The sequence below is a fragment of the Alteripontixanthobacter muriae genome, assembly GCF_013336795.1.
Classification (GTDB): Bacteria; Pseudomonadota; Alphaproteobacteria; order Sphingomonadales; family Sphingomonadaceae; genus Pseudopontixanthobacter; species Pseudopontixanthobacter muriae.
The window spans coordinates 256373-278950 of the sequence record NZ_JAAFZT010000035.1 but is presented as its reverse complement, the minus strand read 5'-3'; the positions used below and the strand labels follow the sequence as shown (position 1 = coordinate 278950).

Genomic DNA, 22578 nt, shown 5'->3' with positions numbered 1-22578 from the left:
TCCTCTTCCCCGAACCGGCTGCGTGGACGGACCGCGCCGGAGCTGGTGCGACACGAATTATTTCGCATCCCCACCTTTCAAACCAGTATCATAGCGCAAAATACTTGGTCACGCGAATGATTTAAGGGTTTCGCCCCTACTGAAACGAAAATGTGACATTTTAGCATGGCGGTTGCACCATGCTCTTGCGCCATGATGCGCGACTGGGCAGGAGCAGCAGCATGGATATACTCGCACTTTTTTCGGACCCAGCTGCGTGGGCGGCCCTTCTCACGTTGATCGTTCTGGAAGTGGTTCTGGGTATCGACAATCTCATCTTCATCGCGATCCTGTCGAACAAACTGCCTGCGCATCAGCAGGAAAAAGCCCGCCGTATCGGTCTGCTCCTCGCACTTGTCATGCGAATCGGTATGCTGATGCTCATCGGCTGGCTGGTCACCCTGCAGACGCCGTTATTCGATCTTGGCATCGAAGGAACGCCTAACGAATATGGCGCGCCGACGTTCGAGACGGCTTTCTCGGGTCGCGACCTCATCCTGCTTGTCGGCGGACTGTTCCTGCTGTGGAAGGCGACCAAGGAAATCCATCACTCGATGGAGCCGGAGGACAAATCCGGTGACCTGCTGGACAAGACCAGCGGCGCTGCCGAAATCACCTTCACCGCAGCCATCGCGCAGATCATCGCCATCGACATGGTCTTCTCCATCGATTCGATCCTGACGGCGGTCGGCATGACGGACGAAATTCCCATCATGGTAATAGCCGTCGTCATCACCGTTGGTATCATGCTGGTGGCCGCCAATCCGCTGTCCCGCTTCATCGACCGTAACCCGACGCTGGTCATGCTGGCGCTGGCCTTCCTGGTCATGATCGGCCTCGTGCTGATTGCGGATGGCTTCGGCTTTCACGTTCCCAAGGGCTATATCTATGCGGCGATGGGTTTCTCGGTGGGGGTCGAGCTGCTCAACATGGTGCAGCGCGACAGGCGCGCCAAGCAGCGCGCGCTGGCCGAGGCCGAGCCGTTCGAGGCTCCCTCGACATGAGCGACTTCAGGAAATTGTCGGACCGGGTCCTGGCGAGTCCGCAAATCGATGCGGCTGCAATCGTGGAGGCGGTGGAGCAGGGCGTGACCCTGATCGTCAACAATCGCCCTGACGGGGAAGAGGCCGGCCAGCCGGCAGGCGCGGCGATCGCCCAGGCCGCGCGTGCCGCGGGCCTAGAGTATTTAGCCATCCCGATCGGGCAGGCAGGTTTCGGACCCGAGGCAGTCGAAGCGATGGCTGCGGCTCTGAAGCAGGCCGAAGGCAAAATCCTGGCCTATTGCCGCAGCGGCACACGCTCGACGTTGTTATGGGCGCTGGCCCGCGCGTCCGAGGGAGATGACCCAGCCGCCATTGCAGAAAGTGCGGCGGCGGCTGGATACGACATTGCGCCGGTCCGCCCGGCCATGGAAGCCCTCGCCGCCCGCAGCGCTGGCTAATTCGTCAGTCCCGGTAGTCGAGCGGCGGATCACGGTCGCCGAGAAGCGACTTGTACTCGTAATCCGCACCTCTGGCCGCTTCGAACTCCGCTTTCGCCGCTGCGCGCAACTGCGGGTTCGTGAAGAGTTCGACCGCCGCCAGGGTCAAGGTCTTGGCGGCAACCTGCGCGCCCTTGAAGCCGATGGACGAACCGCTCGCCGCCGCCGATTGCCAGCTATGCGCGCTGGTGCCCGGAACCCAAGTGGCGGTGCGCAGCCCGACCGTCGGCGCGGCATAGGAAACATCGCCCACATCGGTCGATCCATAGCCCAGCGACGAGGTATAAGGTTCGATCCGCTGCGCCTGCTCAAGCGGCTGCGCTGCATCGCCAAGGCTCACGGCCAGACGTTCGGCGAAGGCGCGTTCTTCCGGCGTATATTCGACGCCGCCCACTTGCCGCAGTTTCCCGTCCATCATCCGTGCCAGCGCCTCGTTCACCAGCAGCGGATTGTTGCCGTGGATCACCTCCCAATCGACTTCGACACCGGTTCCCATCGCGGCGCCGCGCGCGGCCTGTTCCAACCGGCTCCAGATCGCCTCCACCCCGGCGGGATCGGGATGGCGAACATAATAGAACACTTCGGCAAAGTCGGGCACCACGTTCGGCGCGTTGCCGCCTTCCGTTATGACCTAGTGGATGCGCGAGTCCTGCGGGACATGTTCCCGCATCATGTTTACCATCATGTTGAAGGCTTCGACTCCGTCCAGCGCCGACCGCCCGCGATCCGGTGCGCCGGCAGCATGAGCGGACTGGCCGCGGAAGCGAAACTTGGCGCTGCGATTTGCGAGAGTCGTGCGGGCAGCGGCGCTGTTCTCGTCGTCGGCGTGCCAGTGCAGGGCCACGTCCACATCGTCGAACAGGCCTTCGCGCACCATGTAGACCTTGCCCGAACCGCCTTCCTCGGCCGGAGCGCCGTAGAGCCTGACGCGGCCCGGCGTGCCCGTCGCTTCCAACCATTGGCCCACGGCAATCGCAGCCGTTAGCGATCCAGCACCGAAAAGATTGTGTCCGCAGGCGTGGGCGGCGTGCCGTCCGGCAACTTCGGTCCGGACCGGATCGTCCGACTGGCTGAGGCCCGGGAGCGCGTCGAATTCCGCGAGAATGGCGATGACCGGGCCGCCGCTGCCATATTCCGCGACGAAGGCGGTGGGAATGCCTGCTACGCCCTTGCGGATGGAGAAGCCTTCTTCAGTCAACTGGCTTTGCAGCAAGGCACTCGAACGCTCTTCCTGATAACCGACCTCGGCGAATTCCCAGATATCGCGCGCGACCTGCGCCGTGCGGTCGGCCTGCGCCTCTACGGCGGCAATCGGATCGAACGCGGTGGTCTGGGCTTGTACACTTGCAGAACCGGCGGCGAGCGCAAGCGCCGACACGAGCACTGCAAATGACGAAGTTGCTCGGCTAGCTGTTTTCATGGCAATTCCCCTCATCTGAGCGCTAATAGGCTCAGCCCGGCACGAAACGCCAGTGCGAGATTGAAGGAAAGCCGCGCAATGCCCGACCAGCTTCTGCAATTCGGCGGATCGCTGATGGCGGTCGCGATGCTGATCTGGCTTGTGCGCAAGCTGGAATTAGGCCCCGAGCGTGAAATCCGCGACGAAGCCGAGGCACGACGCCTTGCACAGGAAGCCGACCATTCCTTCCAGCCTGTAGAGGTAGCGCTGGACACGAGCGGCCATGCGGCCCTTCTTGCCGACAAGCGCGGCAGAACCATGCTGCTGCGGGTTCATGGTACGCATCATGCTGCGCGAATACTTACCTTCGGAGCAGTTGTAGGCAGCCATGAAGGACGGCTCACGATAGATGCGGCGGACAGGCAATTCGGCACGGTCACGCTCGACCTGGGTGCCGAAGCCGACATCTGGGAAAAACGGATCGGAGGGAGCAACTGAGCGCCATGCCCGATTTCTCTCCCGTCGATTACGCCGTGCCCGCCTTCGTGGTGCTGGTGCTTGCCGAGATGATCTGGGCTCGGCGCCGGGCGCGGCATGCATATGAAACGCGCGATACGGCGGTCAGCCTCGCCTTCGGTCTCGGCAGCACCGTGGCGGGCGCGCTGACGGGGGGGTTGATTCTCGCCCTGCTCTTCCTCGCCTATGACATACGCCTGACCACGATCGGCTGGGCGTGGTGGGCCTGGCCGCTCTGTTTCGTGCTGGACGATCTCGCTTATTACTATTTCCACCGCAGCGCCCATCGCATCCGCTGGTTCTGGGCCAGTCATGTCAACCACCATTCCAGCCAGCACTACAATCTGTCGACCGCGCTCAGGCAAAGCTGGACCGGCTTCATCGCGATGAGCTTCGTCTTTCGCCTCCCGCTGGCACTGGCAGGGTTCCACCCGACCATGATCATCTTCTGCGGCGCGCTGAACCTGATCTATCAATTCTGGATTCATACCGAAGCGGTGCGCAGGATGCCCAGATGGTTCGAGGCGGTGATGAACACGCCCAGCCACCACCGGGTACATCATGCGACCAATCCCATCTATCTCGACCGGAACTTCGCCGGCACTTTCATTATCTGGGACCGGATGTTCGGCACATTCGAGCGCGAAAGCGATGTGGAGCAGCCGCGTTACGGCATCGTCAGACAGCTTGGCAGCTTTAACCTGATCTGGGCGGTGCTGCATGAATGGATCGGCATGGCACGTGACGTTTACGCAGCACCCTGGCGGCACAAATTGTCGTACCTCTGGCGCGAACCCGGCTGGAGCCACGACGGTTCGCGGAAGAGCAGCGCGGTAATCCGGCAGGAATGGCTCGCCCAGCAAGAGGCTCCGATAGAAATTCACGACAAAGATGGCGAAGGTTCGCCTTAGCGGTGCACGACCTGCCCGCCATGCAGAAGGCGATTGCAGCGCGTCCGTCGTCATCCTAACCTCACCCGCAAAGGCCAGAACAACCGGCTGCAAGGGAGAGGGACATATGGACGAATTCGACATCATCGTCGTGGGTGGCGGCAGCGCCGGCAGTGCGGCGGCAGGCCGTCTGGCCGAGGATGGCACCCGCAAGGTCTGCCTGCTCGAAGCGGGCGGGCGCAACAACGACATGCTGGTGAAGACGCCCGGTTTCATGCCGTTCCTGCGCGGCAGCCAGAACTATCGCTACGAAACCGTCCCACAAAAGGGCCTGAACGGCCGCGTCGGATATCAGCCGCGCGGCAAGGGGCTTGGCGGTTCGAGTGCGATCAACGCGATGATCTATATCCGCGGCAACAAGTGGGACTATGACAATTGGGCGGCGCTGGGTTGCACCGGCTGGTCCTATGACGATGTGCTGCCCTGGTTCCGCCGCAGCGAACATAATGAACGCGGTTCCAGCCAGTATCACGGCGGCGACGGCCCGCTCCACGTATCCGACCAGCACTGGCCGAATCCCGGCAGCCGCGAATTCGTCGAAAGCGCCGCCGCCCTGCAATTGCCGGTCACCGACGATTTCAACGATGGCGATCAGGCGGGCTTCGGCATTTTCCAGGTCACGCAGAAGGATGGCGAGCGCTGGTCGGCCAGCCGGGCCTATGTCGAACCGCTGCGCAGGCAGCGCAATCTGGACGTGCGGATCGGCGTGACGGTCGAGAAGCTTGAGATCACCGACGGGCGGGTCACCGGCGTCACCTATCGCGCGGGTAGCCGCCGCCGCACCGTGACCGCGCGCGGAGGCGTGATCCTGAGCGCGGGCGCGTTCAATTCCCCGCAATTGCTGATGCTGTCAGGCATCGGCCCCGCTGATCATTTGCGGGACCACGGGATCAGGGTCGTATCCGACCGTCCGGCAGTGGGGAGCGACCTGCAGGACCACATTGATTACGTGTCGAGCTGGGAAACCGACAGCCGCTCCTTCATCGGCAACTCGCTGGAAGGCACGCTGAACATGGTGAAATCCATGATCGAGCATCGCCGCAAGCGAACCGGCGTGATGACGACGCCTTATGCCGAGGCAGGCGGCTTCTGGACGGTGCAGCCCGACGCGCCCGCACCCGATGTACAATGGCACTTCGTTCCCGCCATGCTGGAAGACCACGGGCGCACCAGCGTGAAGGGTCATGGCTTTTCCCTCCATGCCTGCGTGCTGCGGCCGGAAAGCCGGGGCACCGTGCGGCTTGCCTCTGCGGATGCGGCAGATGCTCCTGCAATTGATCCCAACTTCCTCGATGATGACCGCGACATGGCCGTCTTGCGCTCAGGCGTGCGGCTTTCGCACAGGATCGTCGAAGCCCCGCCCCTCGCCCGGCACGAACCGCGTGACCGGCATCCCGTGAACCTCGAGAACGATGCCGAACTGGACGACATGATCCGCAGCCGCGCCGATACGGTTTATCATCCGGTCGGCACCTGCCGCATGGGAGCTGACAGCGACAGCGTCGTCGACCCTCTCCTGAAAGCACGCGGCGTGGACGGCTTGTGGGTGGCCGATGCCAGCATCATGCCGCGCCTCGTCAGCGGCAACACCAATGCGCCCAGCATCATAATCGGCGAACGCTGTGCCGACTTCGTCAAGGCTGCCCTGAACGCGTGAAAAAAGGGCCGGAGCGGCACGCCCCGGCCCCTAAAGGCGTTGTTCGCAGGAGGAACAGCATCGACGGGGCCGGAGGGAGAGATTCCGGCCCCGTCAATTCAGGTGTCAGTTATAGGCGCGCTCGCCATGCTCGCCGATATCGAGGCCTTCGCGCTCGACATCCTCGGTGACGCGCAGCCCCACGGTAGCCTTGACGATGAGGGTCGCGATGGTGGTGCCGACCGCAGCCCAGACAATCGCAACGGCAACCGCCCAGATCTGGATGCCGACCTGTTCGGCTAGAGCGACCGATCCATCGCCAGGGCCGCCGAATTGTGGCTGGTAGACGATGCCCGTGCCGATCGCGCCAACGATACCGGCGACACCGTGAATGCCGAACACGTCCAGCGCATCGTCATAGCCGAGCCGCGCCTTCAGCTTCGCCACGGCAAAATAGGCGATGACAGAGGCGATGATGCCCAGCACGATTGCTCCGAACGGCCCGCTGTTGCCAGCTGCCGGGGTCACGGCCACAAGACCCGCGATCACGCCGGAGCAGAAGCCGAGCGCGCTACCCTTATGCCCGGCGAAGCGCTCCATCAGCATCCAAGTCAGCGCACCAGCCGCAGTCGCGACGAAGGTGTTGATCATGGCCAGCCCCGCAATGCCGTCCGCCTCCAGTTCGGACCCTGCGTTAAAGCCGAACCAACCGACCCACAGCAGCCCCGTACCAACCATCGTCAGCGTCAGGCTGTGCGGCGGCATGGGTTCGGAAGGATAGCCCCGCCGCTTGCCGAGGAACATGGCGAGGATCAGCGCCGATACACCGGCATTGATGTGCACCACGGTGCCGCCTGCGAAATCCAGCGCGCCATCGTCGAACAGCAGCCCACCACCGGCCCAGACCATGTGGGCGATGGGAAAATAAACGATCGTCAGCCAGATCGCGGTGAACAGCATCAGGGCCGAAAACTTCAGCCGCTCCACCGTCGCCCCGGCAACTAGTGCTGCGGTGATCGCGGCGAAGGTCATCTGGAAACTGATGAAGACATATTCGCTGATGACCTCGTCGCTGAAGGTCGCCGCAGTGGAGTCCGGAGTCACGCCGGACAGGAACAGATTGCCCCAGCTGAAGAATGCATTGCCTTCGGGGCCGAAGGCGGTGGAATAACCCCACATCACCCAGATCAGCATGGCCAGCGTTGCAGCGCCGCCCACCTGCGTCATCGTTGAGAGCATGTTCTTGGACCTTGTCAGGCCGCCATAGAACAGGGCGAGACCGGGAAGGATCATCAACAGGACGAGGATCGTCGCCGTCATCATCCAGGCATTATTGCCCGGATTGGCGACAGCCACGATGGTCTCGACCGCAGGCGGGACCAGCGGATCGACCGTGACACCTGCAATGGGGCTTCCTTCCGCCTCATCGGTCAAAGCCTGAGCGCTGGCGCTAGCCGTGACCGCGAGGGAGACGCAGCTCGCCAGGCCAGCCGCAAGAACCCGGTCGAGCGGACCTGCAAGGCGTTTCGGAATGTGCAACTTGTGGGCCGGTATCATAGCGCGGTCTCCCCTTTTTCTCCGGTGCGGATGCGGGTCGCGTCGGCCAGCGAAAGTACGAAGATCTTGCCGTCGCCGATGCTGCCCGTGTTGCCGACCTGCTGGATCGTCTCGACGATTTGCGGCGTCATCGCCGAACTTGCGGCGATCTCCAGCTTCACCTTCGGCAGCATGTTGGTGGTATATTCCGCACCGCGGTAAATCTCGGTCTGGCCTTTCTGCCGCCCGAAACCCTTGACCTCCGTCACGGTCATGCCGGCGACGCCGACAAGGCCGAGCGCCTCGCGCACTTCGTCCAGCTTGAACGGCTTGATGATGGCGATGATGTAATCCACCGAAACCCCCTCTTTCCTGTCCGGACGTGCCGGCAGGAGGTTCAATGCAACGAGCGTGCCAGATTACCTGTCGCTGCCGTTTGACGCATCATTTCGTCCCATATCCGCTGCAGGTGCGAAGGATTGTTGCACAAGCACTGTGCCTCTGCCTAAATCTTAGGCATCTCGAGTTCCGCCCAGACCGGCAGATGGTCGGATGCGACTGCTGCCAGTGCGCTGTGATGCACGCCCTTGTCCCTGCAGTGCCATCCAGCACTGACCACGATGCGGTCCAGAGTGGCGATTGGCTGCCGACTTGGAAAGCTGCGCCCGCAATCCACCGCATGCCAGTTGTCGCCAAATTCCTTCATGGCCCCGCGCCGAGTGCCCCACTGGTTGAAGTCGCCCATGATGATAGCCGGGCAATCGCCGTCACAGCCGACCAGTTGGTCGATAATCGAGCGCACCTGTTCCCGGCGCCGCAACCCTGACAAATCGAGGTGCGTACCCACCACGCGCACAGGCATGCCCTCCACCACGATGTCGCAGCAGATCGCGCCCCTTGGCTCCAGCGTCGGCAATTCCAATGCCCTGGCCGGACCAATTTCCATGTCGCGCCGGACCAGAAGGGCATTGCCGTGCCAGCCGATGCTGCGATGACGCCGGGCGACGGGCGCGGCACGCCATTTCGTGTCGTCGAGCGCTGCCCGGGGGAGTACGCTGGCCCTGTCGCCAAGGCGCAGATCGGCTTCCTGCAAGGCGATGACGTCCGCATCAATCTCGCGCAGGACGGCGATAATCCGTTCTGGGTCTCGGCGACGGTCTGTTCCGACGGCCTTGTGGATGTTGTAGCTGGCGAATTTGATCATCACGTCACCAGCACTAACGACTTCTAGCGCGTTTCGGTCCCCGGCGGAAAAGCCCCGGCGATGAAGCGATCGGTCTGGCGGACCGGCAGGCCGTCGATGCTGGTGGCGGGCCCTGCCACCTGATCGACCCAATCGGCGGGATCTTGCTTCGCATGAAATTTAAGCAGCGTGGCGCGCTCTTTCTCCAGCGCCATGACCGGAACGCCCCAGCCGCAACTCGTCTGAACGCTCTCCACCTTGATGTCGAATATCTGCCGCGTGCCGGGCAGCAGCGTGAAATGCGTCGCCAACCCATCCCATGCATCGTCCTGCGGCAGCACGGGAATGCCCGTGCCATAGATGCGCAGGATCAACGCGGGCTGCTGGAAATTGCAGAACATGATGGTGATGCGGCCATCGGCCAGCAAATGAGCGTTCGTCTCGTTGCCCGAACCGCCGAGATCGAGATAGGCGACCCGGTCGGGTGCCAGGATACGGAACGCATCATAACCCTTGGGCGACAGGTTGATGCGACCCTCGTCAGCCGCTGTCGCGGTGAAGAAGACCGGCTGGCCTTCGATCATCGCGATGTGATCGGCACTCAAGCGTTCGGAAAAATCAGCCATGCGGCGATGCTAAGCCGCAGAACGCCACCTGTCACCGCTTCTTCAACGCTCCTTGGTGCTGCCGAACTTCAGGTCGGTATGCTTTTCCGCCTGATAACCAACGTCCCACTCGGATTTCGCCATGAACACGAGATCTCCATCGCGGTCCTTCGCGAGATTGGCGCGATTGAAGTTCTCGAAATCGCGCAAGGGTTCCTCCGGTCCGGTCACCCAACGCGCCGTGGCGAAGGGCGCAGGCTCCAGAACGGCCTCGACCTTATATTCGGCCGACAGGCGTGAGATCAGCACTTCAAGCTGCAATTGCCCGACGACGCCGACGATCCACTGGCCGCCGATCTCGGGGTAGAACACCTGAATGACGCCTTCTTCCGAAAGATCGTCCAGCGCCTTCCGCAACTGCTTGGTCTTGGTCGGATCCCGCAGGACGACCCGCCGCAATATTTCCGGTGCAAAATTGGGCAGCCCGGTGAAACGAATGCCGTTCTTTTCCGACAGAGTATCGCCCACGCGCAAGGTGCCGTGATTGGGGATGCCGATGATGTCGCCCGCTTCGGCTGTGTCGGCAATCTCGCGATCCTGGGCGAAGAACAATATGGGCGAATGGATGGCGATCGGCTTGCCAAGGCCCGATGGCGTCAGTTTCATGCCGCGCTTGAAGGTGCCCGACACCTGCCGCATGAAGGCGATGCGGTCGCGGTGGTTGGGGTCCATATTGGCCTGCACCTTGAAGATGAAGCCGGTGACCTCGTCCCGCCCCGGTGTGACCTGCTCCTCGCCCGCAGGCTGCGCGCGCGGCGGGGGCGCGAACTGCGAGATCGCCTCGATCAACTCGGTCACGCCGAAATTCTTCAATGCCGATCCGAAATATACCGGCGTCAGATCGCCATTCCGGTAGGCATCGACGTCGAATTCGGGATAGCCGACTCGTGCCAGTTCGGCTTCCTCCGCCCATTGTTCCGGCAGGGTGGCATCGGCATCGCGCTTGCCCAGGAATTCGCGGCTCGGTCCTTCGGGCCGGGCGATGGCGCCGGTTGTGAAGTCGAGAATGCCTTCGAACTGCCCGCCCATGCCGACTGGCCAGTTCTGCGGGCTGACATCCAGCGCCAGCATGTCGGCCACTTCGTCCATCAATTCAAAGCCGGGTCGCCCTTCCCGGTCCACCTTGTTGATGAATGTGATGATCGGCACCGAGCGCAATCGGCAGACCTCGAACAATTTCCGCGTCTGCGGTTCGATGCCCTTGGCGGCGTCGATCACCATGATCGCGGAATCGACCGCCGTCAGAGTGCGATAGGTGTCTTCGGAGAAATCCTCATGCCCCGGCGTATCGAGCAGGTTGAAGATGACGGATGTGCCATCGGAATCCGTGCGCTCGAACGTCATGACCGAACTGGTCACCGAAATGCCGCGCTGCTGCTCGATCTTCATCCAGTCGGACCGGGCACGCCGGGCCTGCCCGCGCGCCTTTACCTCGCCCGCCAGGTGAATGGCGCCGCCGGTCAGCAGCAGTTTCTCCGTCAGCGTGGTCTTGCCCGCATCGGGATGGGAAATGATGGCGAAGGTGCGGCGCGACGCGTTGCCGGAGGCAGCGGGCGAGTTGGACGTGTTTTCTGGCATGATGGCGGGCGATTACTATGCGCCCGCCCATGCGTCCAGCGTCAGCGACGATGCTGACCTAAGTCCATCAACGTCTAGCCGCGCAATTGCGCACCGATCTTTTCCGCCGCTTTTACCACGCGGTCCGAAATCGCCTTGATCTCGGCATCGGTGAAGCTTTTCGCTCCCGGTTGCAGGGTAATCTCCACCGCCAGCGACTTCTGTCCTTCCGGCACGCCCTGCCCGGTGAATCGATCGAAGATGCGCGCATCGACAATCGCTGCCTTGTCGGCTCCGCGTACGGCGCGCAGCAGATCGCCCGCAGCGACATCCTCCGGCAAGAGGAGGGCGAAGTCGCGAGAAATGGCCTGCAAAGCGGGCGGAGCGAAAGCGGCGCGGGCGAAAGTCGCCGCACCCTTCTGGGCAGGAATTGCCTCCAGGAAGATTTCCGCAGCCATGACCGGCCCCTGAATGTCGAACCTGTCCAGCAGACCTGGGTGGAGCGCACCGAAGCGCGCCAGCACGTTCTTTGGACCGAGGCGCAGCGTGGCGGACTGGCCAGGGTGGAACTGGCCACCCGCCTCGCACATCACCATCAGCTTGTCGACAGGCGCACCCGCTTCTGCCAGCAGGTCCAACGCAATCGCCTTGGCGTCGAAAGCATCGAATGTCTGCGCCTTGCCGGTCGCCCAGCCGCGCGATGCCTTTTCACCCGCCAGAACCACGCCCAGCGTCGCTCGTTCGTCGCTGGACCCATCGGCAGCGCGGAAGTAGCGGCGGCCAAGTTCGAAGATGCGCGTTCCCGCAGCGCCGCGATCCGCATTCCGCTTCGCCGCAGCAATCAGGCCGGGCAGGAGCGACGGGCGCATCGCCTTCAGTTCCTCGCTGATCGGATTGTCCAAAACCCAGAGAGCTTGATCGTCATCCGCGAACAAAGTCGCCTGCTCTTCGGGAAGGAAGGACCAGGTAATGGCCTCGTGCAGCCCCCTTGCAGCGGCAGCGCGGCGAAGGCGGCGTTCCATCTGCTGTTCCGGCGTGGCGACCGGTTTGGCCACGCCCTCGGCGCGCGGGAGCGCTACGCTCTCGACGCGGTCGATCCCGTGGATGCGAACCACTTCCTCGACTAGATCGGCGGGTCCTTCCACATCGTGGCGGCGCGGCGGAACCGTGACGCTCCAGCCTTCATCAGCGCGCTCAACCGCGAAATCCAGGCTTTCCAATATGGTGGCCTGCTCATCGGGAGCAAATGAGACACCGCCTAGGCGACTTGTCAGATCGGGATCGAAAGCGAGTATCATCGGCTCGGTCGGCGCTTTGCCCGCCCGCACGATCTGCGACGGCGTTCCGCCGCAGCTTTCCACGATCAGACCGGTGAGCAAAGCCAGACCATCGTCCAGAAAAGCAGGATCCACGCCGCGCTCGAACCGCGTACGCGCATCGGAGGTGAGACCCAGCCGCCGCCCGGTCCGGCCAATGGCCTCAGGATCGAAATAGGCGATTTCCAGCAGAAGATCGGTCGTGTCGGCAGAGACACCCGACTCCTCGCCGCCCATGATCCCGGCGATGTCGTGAACGGCGCGCTGGTCGGCGATGACGGTCATCGTGTTATCGAGAGTATAGGTCTTCTCGTTCAGCGCCTCGACCGTCTCACCCTCGGCAGCGCGGCGGGCGACCATGGGGCCGGAAAGCTTCGCCAGATCATAGGCGTGCGCCGGGCGCCCATAGGCGAGCATCAGGTAATTGGTGATGTCCACAACCGCGGTAATCGGGCGCTGACCGGCGGATAGCAGGCGCTGCTGCATCCATTCGGGAGACGAGGCGTTGCTGATCCCCTTGACCGTCCGCGCATACAAGGCGGGGCAGCCTTCCGGGTCCGAAACCTCGATCCCCATCTCGCAATCGCCGCTTGCCGCCACATCAGGCGTGGCAATGGGTTTCAACTTGCCCAGCCCTGCCGCCGCGAGATCTCGGGCGATGCCATGCACGCCCATGCAATCGGGGCGATTGGGCGTGATCGCAACATCGAACACCGGACTGGCGCCGCGATAATCGGCGAAGCTCGTGCCGACGACGGCATCCTGCGGCAATTCAATAATGCCGTCATGTTCGTCGCCAAGTTCCAGCTCGCGCACCGAACACATCATGCCGTTTGATTCGACACCGCGAATGGCGCTGCGGCGCAGTTCCATGCCGTTCGCGGGCACCACTGCGCCGGGGAGGCCCAGAACACCCTTCATGCCGGCCCGCGCATTGGGCGCGCCGCAGACTACCGTCAGCGGATCGCCGGAACCGGCATCCACTGTCAGCACCTGTAGCTTGTCGGCATCGGGGTGCGGAGCGGCGGTCAGAACCTCGGCCACCCGGAAGCCGGAAAGCCTTTCGGAGGGATCCTCAATCCCCTCGACCTCGATACCAATCGCGTTCAACTTTGCCGCGATGGTTCCGACATCAGCGTCGGTTTCCAGATGATCCTTGAGCCATTCGAGAGAGAACTTCATGCTCGTGCCCCCACGCCGCTGGAGAGGGTCGGCTGGTCAAAGGCGCTGAAGCCGTAATGATGTAGCCAGCGGGCATCCCCGTCGAAAAAGGCGCGCAAATCATTCATCCCGTATTTCAGCATCGCCAGGCGGTCGACGCCGGTGCCGAAGGCGAAGCCCTGCCATTGCGCCGGGTCGAGGCCCGCAGCTTCCAGCACACGGGCATTCACCATGCCGCTGCCGAGCACTTCCATCCAGCCGCTGGTGCCGCCATCGCCGCCATCGGGATCGGGCGATCCGCCAACAACGCGGCGGCCGTTCTCCATTATCCAGCCGAGATCGACCTCGACGCTGGGTTCGGTGAACGGGAAATAGGAGGGGCGCAGGCGCAGAACGATATCGTCCCGTTCGAAGAACGCCTTGAGGAAGGTCTCCAGCGTCCATTTCAGATGGCCGAGGTGGATGTCGCGGTCGATCACCAGCCCTTCGATCTGGTGGAACATGGGCGTATGCGTCGCATCGCTGTCGCTGCGATAGACCCGCCCCGGCGCGATGATGCGCAAGGGCGCGCCTTCGGCCATCATCGTGCGGATCTGTACGGGCGAGGTATGCGTGCGCAGCACCATGCGGCGGGATGTGCCGTCGCCTGCCTCCAGCCGGTCGGGGAAATAGAACGTGTCGTGCATTGCCCGCGCCGGGTGACTTTCGGGCATGTTGAGCGCGGTGAAATTATGCCAGTCATCCTCGATTTCAGGGCCGGTCTTCACGGCGAAACCAAGGTCGGCGAAGATCTCGGCCAGTTCGTCCATCACCTGCGACACGGGATGCACGCTGCCCTGCGGTGTTTCGGGTGCGGGCAGCGACAGATCCACTCGCTCGCTGGCCAGCCTGGCGTCGAGCGCCGCTGTCTCCAACGCGGCCTTTTTCGCCGCTGTCGCGTCGGTGACATCGCCGCGTAGACTATTCAGCCGTGGGCCTTCGCTTTGCCGTTCCTCAGGGCTCATCTTGCCCAGGGTCTTCATCAGCAGCGAGATGCTGCCCTGCTTGCCGAGGAACGCGACACGTGTCTGGTCTAGCGCTTCAAGGCTGTCGGATGCGGCAATCTGCGCCATGGCATCGGCGCGAAGCTGGTCGATATCGGCCATCATGTCTTTCGTTTTGTCAGCGGTCATCGGCGTTTGCTCTGTCTAGCACCGCCGCGACAAAGGGCAACACGATGGATGGTGCTGACGGATCGGCTGCCTCAATCCACCCAGTCGCCTCGCAGGTGCTTCGCCGCGATCGCCATGAACAGGGCGGCCAGAAGGTAGAAGCCCAGAGCGCCAATCATCGAATAGCGCAATGCTTCCGCCCCATATTCCGCCGTCATCGCGTCGGAAACCGCGCCAAGGATCAACGATCCGAAGCCAAGGCCGATCAGATTGTTGATGAACAGGAAGCTCGCCGAAGCCGTCGCCCGCATGGTCGCTGGCACCAGATGCTGCACGGCCGACAGGACCGGTCCGAGCCAGACATAGGCCAGCGCCTGCGGCACGAGGAACAGAGCGAGAGCGAGAGGCACCGAAGACGTCATCAGGCCCGCAGCGAACAGAGGCACCGCAAGAACGAAGGCAATCGCGGGAACCCGCGCGTAGGCTGCCTTGTCGCGCCCGCCCATCCGGTCGCCCAGCCAGCCGCCGCCGAGCACGCCGGCGCAGCCGCCGATGAGCAGCACCACTCCGATAAACTGTGAAGTCTCAATCAGGGTCAGGCCAAAACTCCGCTGCATCAGGCTGGGTAGCCAGAAGGCCAGGCCGTAGCCGCAGATGGAGCTGAACGAGGCTCCGAAGGCGAGGAGCCAGAAGCTCGGCTTGCGCGAGACGATCCGGAAGACTGTGCCAAAGGCCGGCCGCGCGAGATCGGTGCCAGCATCGCCGAACCCGCCGCGCGGTGCGTCTTTGACTATCATCTTGAAAGGAACCGCGATCAGCACGCCTGCAAGTCCCACCACGATGAAGGCGGTACGCCATTCCACCGCCGTGGCGATATAGCCGCCGAACAACACGCCCGCCGCCGACCCGAGCGGTATGCCGAGCGAATAGATCGACAGCGCCCGCGCACGCTGACTCTGCGGGAAGTAATCGGCTATCATCGCATAGCTTGGCGCGACGCCGCCCGCTTCGCCAACGCCGACGCCAAGGCGGAACAGGAACATCTGCCAGAAATTACTGGCCAGTCCGCACAGGGCGGTAAAGCCGCTCCAGACCGCGAGCGAAACCGTTATGACCCAGCTGCGGCTGGTCCGGTCCGCCAGCAGCGAGAGCGGAATGGCAAGCGTGGAATAGAGAAATGCGAAGGCGATGCCGCCCAGCGCGCCGAGTTCCGTGTCGCTCAGGCCGAGATCCGCCTTGATCGGCACTGCCAGAATGGAAAGGATCTGCCGGTCGAGGAAGTTGAAGATGTAGACGAGCAGCAGCATCGCCAGCACGCCGGCGCGGCGGCCGGACGACGGAAGGGCGGCACTGGCCATGTGAAGTTTCCTTGGAATGGGGCCGCGCCCGCTGGCTGCGGCCCCAGGGATCAGATATTCAGAACTTGACGCCTGCGGTTACGAACACCTGACGCGGGCTGCCGTAATAGGCGGTCAGGATGCCCTCTGCGCCAAGCGTGGAAGTATAGGGGCTGCCGGTCGCCGGATTGGGGATGAACTCGCCAGTGTCGGGGTTCTGCGCCAGGAAGCTGTAGCCTGAGACGATGTAGCGTTCGTCGAACAGATTGCGTCCATGCAGCCCGAGCGTGAACTGATCGCCCGGCGCATGCCAGACGATGTTGGCGTTGAACAGCGCAAAGCCCGGTTGGTCGAGCAGCGGATTGCGCAATTCGAACTGCTGCGTGCTACTGCGATAGGACACCGTCGCACTGGTGTCGACATAGCCTTCGCCCACCGGAAGAGACACAAGCGCGGTGCCGCTGGCGGTCCATTCCGGCGTGTTCTGGAAGGCCCGATTATCTGCAACGTCAATGCCGCGGGCATCGATGAACTGGAGATATTCGGCATCCAGATAGCCTGCCGTGCCTGACAGACTGAAGCGGCTCGCCGGTCCGGCGAAGTCCCGTGCTACGACCGCGTTCGCTTCCACTTCGACACCCTGAATGCGCGCCTCGCCCGCATTGGTGGTGATGCCGGCAAAGGTCTGCTGGCCGTTCACTACCGTGCCAACCGATCCGGGGATCTGCACGTCGGTATAGTCCGAACGGAACGCTGCCAGCGCGACATTGACGCGGTTGGCAAACAGCGACGCCTTGTAGCCGATTTCGTAGGAATCGACGGTTTCCGGCTCGAAAGTGAAGAACTGGTAGATATCGTCGTAATCGCCTCCGGCACCGCCAATGCCATCACCATCGAGATCGGGTGCGGCGATGCCGACACCGCGCGGATCGAAGCCGCCGCCCTTGAAGCCCTTCGAATAGCTTGCATAGAACAGATGGTCCTCTGTCGGTTCGTAGCTGAGCGATGCGCGCGGGGTGAAGCGCTTGAAATCGCGGGTGCCTTCGAAGTCGGTCTGCTGCACGAACAGGAAACCATTTCCGCCGAAGAAAGGCGATGCCCCACCAAGATAGAGAGCGCGATCGACCTGGGAGGTGCGTTCGTCCCAGGTATAACGGGCGCCTACCGACAGGCTGATCTGCGAAGTGAAATCATAGGTCGCATCGGCGAAGATCGCGTAGGTTTCGGTATCCACGTCGCCCGCCGTCAGTGCAGTGACGCCGCCCGGCAGGCGCACGTCAAACACGGTGCGTGCGTTGGCATTCAGGTAGTAAGCGCCAATCAGCCCGTTCAGCGAGCCATATTCGAACAGCGCCTGCAATTCCTGGCTGAACTGTTCGTTGTTGTAGAAGGCGGGCACGTCGACATCGATTGCGGGCAGCGCGTCGAAGTCGATTGGCGTGCCGCTGTCATCCTTGCGGAAGCCGGTGATCGAACGCAGCGACACGAAATCGCTCGCCTGAAGCTCGACGAACAGCGAACCGCCATAGGCAACGACATCCTGCTCCGGCTCCTGCAGACCGCCACGCGTGTCGTACACATCGTCGAGCGGCTGGATACCGCTGGCGAGACCCGGGATCAGGCGGTGGCCGCCGCGCGCATTGCTGTTGTCGTCCGTGTAATCACCCGACAACCGCACGAAGAGCGGTCCGCGATCATATTCGACTGTGCCGCGTACGGCGCGGATCTGCTTGTCGTAATTTTCCTCACCCGTGGTGAGATTGGTTCCGAAGCCTTCGCGCGACAGGACCGCGCCGCCGCCGCCAATCGCGAAGCCGCTGTCCCCGATGGGCAAGGCGAAGCTGGCGGTCAGATCGGCCTGATCATAGGTACCGTAGGTCGCACGCAGGTTCAGCCGGGGCGTGTCGCCCAGACGGCGACTGACATATTTGATCGCGCCGCCGATGGTATTGCGCCCGTAAAGCGTACCCTGCGGTCCGCGAAGCACTTCGATACGCTCGAGGTCGTAAATTTCGAGCACCGCGGCCTGCGGACGGTTGAGATAAACATCGTCGAGATAGATGCCGACGCCTGCCTCGAAACCGGCGACGGGATCCTGCTGGCCGACACCGCGAATGAAGGCTGTCAGCGTGGAATTGGTACCGCGCGAAGCCTCCAGCGTAACGCTCGGCGTAGTCTGCGCGATATCGGTGATGTCGAGAGCGCCGGATTGCTCCAGCTGTTCGCCGGAATAGGCGGTGATCGCAATGGGAACGTCCTGCAGCTGTTCCTCGCGGCGGCGGGCCGTGACGACGATGACGCTGCCGGCCTCGCTGGCCACGCGAACTTCCGGCGCTTCCACGGGGTCGGAGGATGCGGACACCACTTCCGTCAGCTCATCCTCGGGCAGCACCTGCGCCGCGACGGGCATAGCCGAAAGAGCAGTGATTCCCGCGCCGGTCAGCAGGACCGCGCGCCATTGTGCTGTCGAAAGAGCCATCAGAATTCCCCTCTGCAAATAGATCGGACGGATCGAAACCGTCTCTCTGACACCGGTCATAATGAAAGTTGAACCATCTTTCAACTATCGATAGGCAGGAACTTGTGGCCGGTGTGACCGGTAGGACACGAAGTCGGATCGACGGGTCCGCATCGGGGGTAAAGCATGGACGACAAACTGGACGGTGCAGAGGCCAAGCAGCCGAGAACCGACCGTGGCCGCCGTACGAAGCGCAAACTGCTGGATGCAGCCGCGCAGGAATTTGCCGAGAAAGGCTTTCACGAGGCTTCGATCAGTTCGATCACCCGCTTGGCAGGAACCGCGCTCGGCACGTTCTACACCTATTTCGACAGCAAGGACGCGATCTTCAGGGCGCTGGTCCGCGACATGTCTCGGCAGGTGGGCCGCCGGGCGGTAGCGACGATCGGCGAGGAAACCGGGGCGCTCGCGATCGAACGGCTCGCCTTGCGCAGTTTCCTGGAGTTCGCGCGGGAGCACAAGGAAATCTACCGCATCATCGACGAAGCCGAATTCGTCGATCCGACAAGCTACCGCCGGCATTACGAAACCATCGCCAGCCGAATTGAGGGTCGTCTACGGGCCGGCGCGAAATCGGGCGAACTGCGGGATGACATTGGCGAGATGCACGCCTGGGCGATCATGGGCATGAACGTGTTTCTGGGGCTGCGCTATTTCGTCTGGGGGAATGACGGCGACCCGGAAGACCTCGCAGCCCGCGCCAACCGCTTCATCGCGGCAGGCATTGCCGCGGAAGGTGCGCACCGCGCCTGAGTAATGCGCCAGGGAAGCACGGCTCGACAGCAGCAGTAAGCCGCCACCGAGCCGTTCCAATCCGCTATCTGGCCTGCGCGATATACGCGTCGACCCGCTCTTCCAGCAAATCCAGCGGAAGCGCCGCATCGGCAAGCACGACTTCATGAAAATCGCGAATGTCGAAGCGATCGCCCAGCGCCTGCTCTGCCTTCTGCCGCAGTTCCACGATCTTCAACTGCCCCATCTTGTAGCTGGTCGCCTGGCCCGGCCAATTGATGTAGCGTTCAACTTCCTTGACGATATCCCGCTCCGACAACAGCGAGTTCTCCTGGAAGTAACGGATCGCGTCCTCGCGCGACCAGCGTTTGGCGTGAAGGCCGGTATCGGTCACCAGCCGCACCGCGCGCCAGAGTTCGAGGCTGAGATGCCCGAATTCGGAATAGGGGTCCTGATAGAAGCCCATCTCGCGGCCCAGCCGTTCCGCATAGAGGCCCCAGCCTTCGGAATAGACCCCATAACCACCGAACCGGCGGAACTTCGGCAATCCTTCAAGTTCCATCGCGCGGGCGATCTGGAAGTGATGGCCCGGCGCGCCTTCGTGATAGCTGATGCCTTCGATCTGGGGCTTCAGCACCTGCGTCATGTCGGCAAGGTTCACGTAATAGATGCCGGGGCGTGACCCGTCCGGTGCCGGGCGGTTGTAGAAGGCAACCGGCGCCGTCAATTCGCGCCAGTCTTCTACGGCACGCACTTCGAGATCCGCTTCGGGCAGGCGGTGGAAATATTCCGGCGCCTTGGCCATGACCTGCGCGACGAAACCGCGCGCATCCTCCAGATATTGTTCCCGCCCGGCTTCCGTGTTCGGATATTTGAACTGCGGATCGGTCTTGATGTATTCGAAGAACTGCTGGAGCGTGCCTTTAAACCCAACCCGCTCCATGATCGCGCGCATCTCACCCTGGATCCGCTCGACCTCGTTCAACCCGATGCGGTGGATTGCGTCGGCACTTAATTCGGTTGTCGTCGAATTGCGCAGATTGTTCGCGTAATATTCGGCTCCGCGCGGCAATCGCCAAGCGCCATCATTGCTGGTCGCCAGCGGTTCGACCGCATCCATCGCGGCGAAGAAAGTGTCGTAGCCGCGCCGAAACGGTCCGGTCAGCGCCTCGCGAGCGGAAGCGATCAGGCGCGACTTTTCGGCTGGAGGTGCGGAAAGCGCCTCCACCTTGGTGGTGAAATCCTGGAGCAGGGTTCCGGCTTCGCCATCGTCAAAGGGCGCGCCCTTCAGCACGTTCTGCGCATCGGCCCGCACCGGCTCGAACACGAATTGCGGCGGCACGATGCCCATTTCGGCTTGCGTGCGGATATTCGCCGCAATTTCCGACATCACCCGCTCAACCTCGCGCAGGCGCGAGACGTACGCCTCGGCATCGGCGACGCTGTCCACGCGATGCTGGTTGATCAGGAAGGCCGGGATATCACCCGTTGGGCTGCCGTTGGTCGAGAATACGAAATCATGCCAGCGCCATTCCAGATTGCGGCGGCTGCGTTCCGCTTGCCGCTTGAACAGGTCATAGGTGAGCTGCCCATCGGTAGTGAGGGCGTCGTAATCGATCTCCGCCTGCAATCGGGCGAGATAGGCTTCCGACAGCCGGGCATCTTCAAGTCTGGCGGCATCGGTGTAATCGTCCAAACGCCCGTAATCCTGCCTTATTCCGAGGCTGGTCATGAATTCCGGGCTGCGCGCGACAGCCTCGTCGAAAGCGCTATCCACCAGCGTCAGCAGTCGGGCATCTTCCGCAGTCTGCTGCGCTGCAACCGGTGCAGGCGCGGTCGCCATGACGGGTGCAGCAGGAACGTACGACGGCTCCCTCCCGCCTTGGGCTGCGCAGCCGGCGAGTGCAGTACCGACGAGGAGCAGGACGGCCAGGTTCTTCACGTAATTCTCCCATGGATCGAGCGCTCTTTTGCAGAGGCTTTATAAGATCGTAATAGCGAAGCACGCTCGTCACGCCATCATCTTCTGCAGACAAAAAGAAGGGCGCCGTCAGGACGCCCTTCCTTGTTCGCTGCCAGCGCAGTTTAGGATTCTTCGCCGGGCCAGTAAGGCAGCGGCCGCTCGACGTTCGGCCCACGCCGTCCGGCGGCATAGGGGTTAATGCAGCTGTCGTCCTGGTCGCTGTTGCAGACCGGATATTCCGCCGGCTGGGTTGCCATCGGCGACAGATTGCCCTGTACAACCGGTCCGCTGACATATTGAATGTTGCCGCTAGCCGGATAGGAAGAGGTGGTTCGCGCGGCGGTTGTTGCAGCCGGATTGGTCATCCCCGCCATTTGCGCGTTGATCGAATTCCACGCTGCAGTCCGCTGTTGGGGCATCATCGCATAAAGCCGCATGCGCTGATCGTTGTTGAGTGCCCACCAGCCCGCCTGTTCGTTCGGCTGCAGGGTCCAGAAATAGAGCTGCATGTCGCGGTTCATGGCATCGTAAGTGCGCTGCTGTTCCGCCGGCCAGCTGTCGTAAACGGCGCGCTGTTCGCTCGCCATCGTGGCGCTCGAGCCGGTCGTGGTCTGCGCGATTGCCGCCGGAGCGAGCGCAATGCCGAGAGCGGCCATGCCGCCCAGTAGTGCCTTCTTCATCTTGTGTCTCCTTGCGATTTCAACCGCCTTATCAATGCGATGCGCAACGCAGAGTTCCGAGCGCAGATGCAGGCAGCCGTGCGGAGTGCACTGTTGAACCGTTTAAAGCGGTGCCGTTCGGGAGAGCCGCAGCTAGGTTCCTTGCAGAGCGTTGCGTACCCGGTAGCGCAAGGCCGGCAGAACGTCCGTTGCAAACCATGGATTGTCGCGCATCCAGATCGTGGACCGCCAGGAGGGATGCGGCAGCGGAAAATAGCGGGGCAGGAAGCCGCGAAAATTCCTGACCCGGTCCCGCATCCGCCCGGGGCCAAGGACGTGCTTCTGCGCATGGGTGCCGACCAGCAGGGTCAGGCCAACCTGTGGCATCTGCGCCAGAAGCTTTTCGCGCCAGAGCGGGGCGCATCGGGCGAGCGGCGGGGCGTCTCCTCCTGCCGCCTTTCCGGGATAACAGAACCCCATGGGCAGAATGGCGATATTCTCCGCATCGTAGAACTGATCGGAGGTGATCCCCATCCATTCCCGCAGCCGTTCACCCGAGGCATCCGAGAAGGGAACGCCAGAGGCATGAACCTTGCTGCCGGGTGCCTGGCTGGCAACGATCAGTCGCGCTGTGGGTGACATCTGCACGACCGGTCGCGGTTGGTGGGGCAACAGGTCATGGCAGGCCCGGCAGGCGCGCACATTTGCGAGAAGATTATCGAAGTCGTTCATTGTGGTGTCGCTGACCAAGTCGCCATACCACTTCAGCGACAATCCTTC

General features: G+C 62.7%; 18 protein-coding genes and 1 pseudogene. 6 read left to right on the top strand and 13 right to left on the bottom strand.

Features of this window, described 5'->3' with window-relative positions:
- Nucleotides 1–221: 221 nt before the first annotated feature.
- The gene (locus G7A66_RS11300; RefSeq protein WP_174295752.1) at nucleotides 222–1043 is read left to right on the top strand and encodes a TerC family protein; all 822 of its coding nucleotides are present in this window, start codon (nucleotides 222–224) and stop codon (nucleotides 1041–1043) included.
- Entirely contained in the window at nucleotides 1040–1480 is a 441-nt protein-coding gene (locus G7A66_RS11295) for a TIGR01244 family sulfur transferase (RefSeq protein WP_174295751.1), read from the top strand. Before G7A66_RS11300 ends, G7A66_RS11295 begins: the two co-directional genes overlap by 4 nt.
- A gap of 4 nt (nucleotides 1481–1484) precedes the next feature.
- Here the strand turns inward: G7A66_RS11295 and G7A66_RS14660 are convergent.
- Nucleotides 1485–2939, bottom strand: a pseudogene (locus tag G7A66_RS14660) (amidohydrolase).
- 78 nt (nucleotides 2940–3017) lie between these two features.
- On the opposite strand from G7A66_RS14660, the gene G7A66_RS11285 reads away from it, so the two are divergent.
- From G7A66_RS11285 to G7A66_RS11275, 3 genes are all read left to right on the top strand, one after another.
- Nucleotides 3018–3416: a hypothetical protein gene (locus G7A66_RS11285; protein ID WP_174295750.1), complete on the top strand. Its 399-nt coding sequence runs from the start codon at nucleotides 3018–3020 to the stop codon at nucleotides 3414–3416.
- A gap of 5 nt (nucleotides 3417–3421) precedes the next feature.
- Nucleotides 3422–4345 carry a sterol desaturase family protein gene (locus G7A66_RS11280; RefSeq protein ID WP_174295749.1) on the top strand — a complete coding sequence of 308 codons (924 nt, stop codon included), beginning with the start codon at nucleotides 3422–3424 and terminating at the stop codon, nucleotides 4343–4345.
- A 106-nt stretch (nucleotides 4346–4451) separates the two neighbouring features.
- The gene (locus G7A66_RS11275; RefSeq protein ID WP_174295748.1) at nucleotides 4452–6041 is read left to right on the top strand and encodes a GMC family oxidoreductase; all 1590 of its coding nucleotides are present in this window, start codon (nucleotides 4452–4454) and stop codon (nucleotides 6039–6041) included.
- Nucleotides 6042–6146: 105 nt separating this feature from the next.
- Here the strand turns inward: G7A66_RS11275 and G7A66_RS11270 are convergent, their stop codons facing one another.
- The 9 genes from G7A66_RS11270 to G7A66_RS11230 all read right to left on the bottom strand — a co-directional run bounded on the left by G7A66_RS11270 (nucleotide 6147) and on the right by G7A66_RS11230 (nucleotide 18405).
- A complete protein-coding gene (locus tag G7A66_RS11270; protein WP_232366820.1) occupies nucleotides 6147–7577 on the bottom strand; it encodes an ammonium transporter in 1431 nt (476 codons plus the stop codon).
- A complete protein-coding gene (locus tag G7A66_RS11265; RefSeq protein WP_174296020.1) occupies nucleotides 7574–7912 on the bottom strand; it encodes a P-II family nitrogen regulator in 339 nt (112 codons plus the stop codon). Before G7A66_RS11265 ends, G7A66_RS11270 begins: the two co-directional genes overlap by 4 nt.
- 149 nt (nucleotides 7913–8061) lie before the next feature.
- Nucleotides 8062–8760 (bottom strand): endonuclease/exonuclease/phosphatase family protein, encoded by a 699-nt coding sequence (locus tag G7A66_RS11260; protein ID WP_206675176.1) that lies wholly within the window; start codon nucleotides 8758–8760, stop codon nucleotides 8062–8064.
- Between the two features lie 23 nt (nucleotides 8761–8783).
- Nucleotides 8784–9365, bottom strand: a complete 582-nt coding sequence (locus G7A66_RS11255) for a pyridoxamine 5'-phosphate oxidase family protein (protein ID WP_174295746.1) — start codon at nucleotides 9363–9365, stop codon at nucleotides 8784–8786.
- A 42-nt stretch (nucleotides 9366–9407) separates the two neighbouring features.
- The gene (locus G7A66_RS11250) at nucleotides 9408–10982 is read right to left on the bottom strand and encodes a peptide chain release factor 3 (RefSeq protein ID WP_174295745.1); all 1575 of its coding nucleotides are present in this window, start codon (nucleotides 10980–10982) and stop codon (nucleotides 9408–9410) included.
- 74 nt (nucleotides 10983–11056) lie between these two features.
- Nucleotides 11057–13459, bottom strand: coding sequence for a phenylalanine--tRNA ligase subunit beta (pheT, locus tag G7A66_RS11245; protein ID WP_174295744.1), 2403 nt, complete (start codon nucleotides 13457–13459; stop codon nucleotides 11057–11059).
- Entirely contained in the window at nucleotides 13456–14583 is a 1128-nt protein-coding gene (pheS, locus tag G7A66_RS11240) for a phenylalanine--tRNA ligase subunit alpha (protein ID WP_174296019.1), read from the bottom strand. The genes pheT and pheS overlap by 4 nt, the downstream gene beginning before the upstream one ends.
- A gap of 98 nt (nucleotides 14584–14681) precedes the next feature.
- Nucleotides 14682–15947, bottom strand: coding sequence for a spinster family MFS transporter (locus G7A66_RS11235; RefSeq protein WP_174295743.1), 1266 nt, complete (start codon nucleotides 15945–15947; stop codon nucleotides 14682–14684).
- 58 nt (nucleotides 15948–16005) lie between these two features.
- Nucleotides 16006–18405 (bottom strand): TonB-dependent receptor, encoded by a 2400-nt coding sequence (locus tag G7A66_RS11230; RefSeq protein ID WP_174295742.1) that lies wholly within the window; start codon nucleotides 18403–18405, stop codon nucleotides 16006–16008.
- 165 nt (nucleotides 18406–18570) lie between these two features.
- On the opposite strand from G7A66_RS11230, the gene G7A66_RS11225 reads away from it, so the two are divergent.
- Nucleotides 18571–19197 (top strand): TetR/AcrR family transcriptional regulator, encoded by a 627-nt coding sequence (locus G7A66_RS11225; protein WP_174295741.1) that lies wholly within the window; start codon nucleotides 18571–18573, stop codon nucleotides 19195–19197.
- Nucleotides 19198–19261: 64 nt separating this feature from the next.
- Here the strand turns inward: G7A66_RS11225 and G7A66_RS11220 are convergent, their stop codons facing one another.
- From G7A66_RS11220 to G7A66_RS11210, 3 genes are all read right to left on the bottom strand, one after another.
- The gene (locus G7A66_RS11220; protein WP_332310544.1) at nucleotides 19262–21118 is read right to left on the bottom strand and encodes a DUF885 domain-containing protein; all 1857 of its coding nucleotides are present in this window, start codon (nucleotides 21116–21118) and stop codon (nucleotides 19262–19264) included.
- 143 nt (nucleotides 21119–21261) lie between these two features.
- Nucleotides 21262–21819 (bottom strand): hypothetical protein, encoded by a 558-nt coding sequence (locus G7A66_RS11215; protein WP_174295740.1) that lies wholly within the window; start codon nucleotides 21817–21819, stop codon nucleotides 21262–21264.
- A gap of 132 nt (nucleotides 21820–21951) precedes the next feature.
- Nucleotides 21952–22530 carry a uracil-DNA glycosylase family protein gene (locus G7A66_RS11210; RefSeq protein ID WP_174296017.1) on the bottom strand — a complete coding sequence of 193 codons (579 nt, stop codon included), beginning with the start codon at nucleotides 22528–22530 and terminating at the stop codon, nucleotides 21952–21954.
- Nucleotides 22531–22578: the final 48 nt, after the last annotated feature.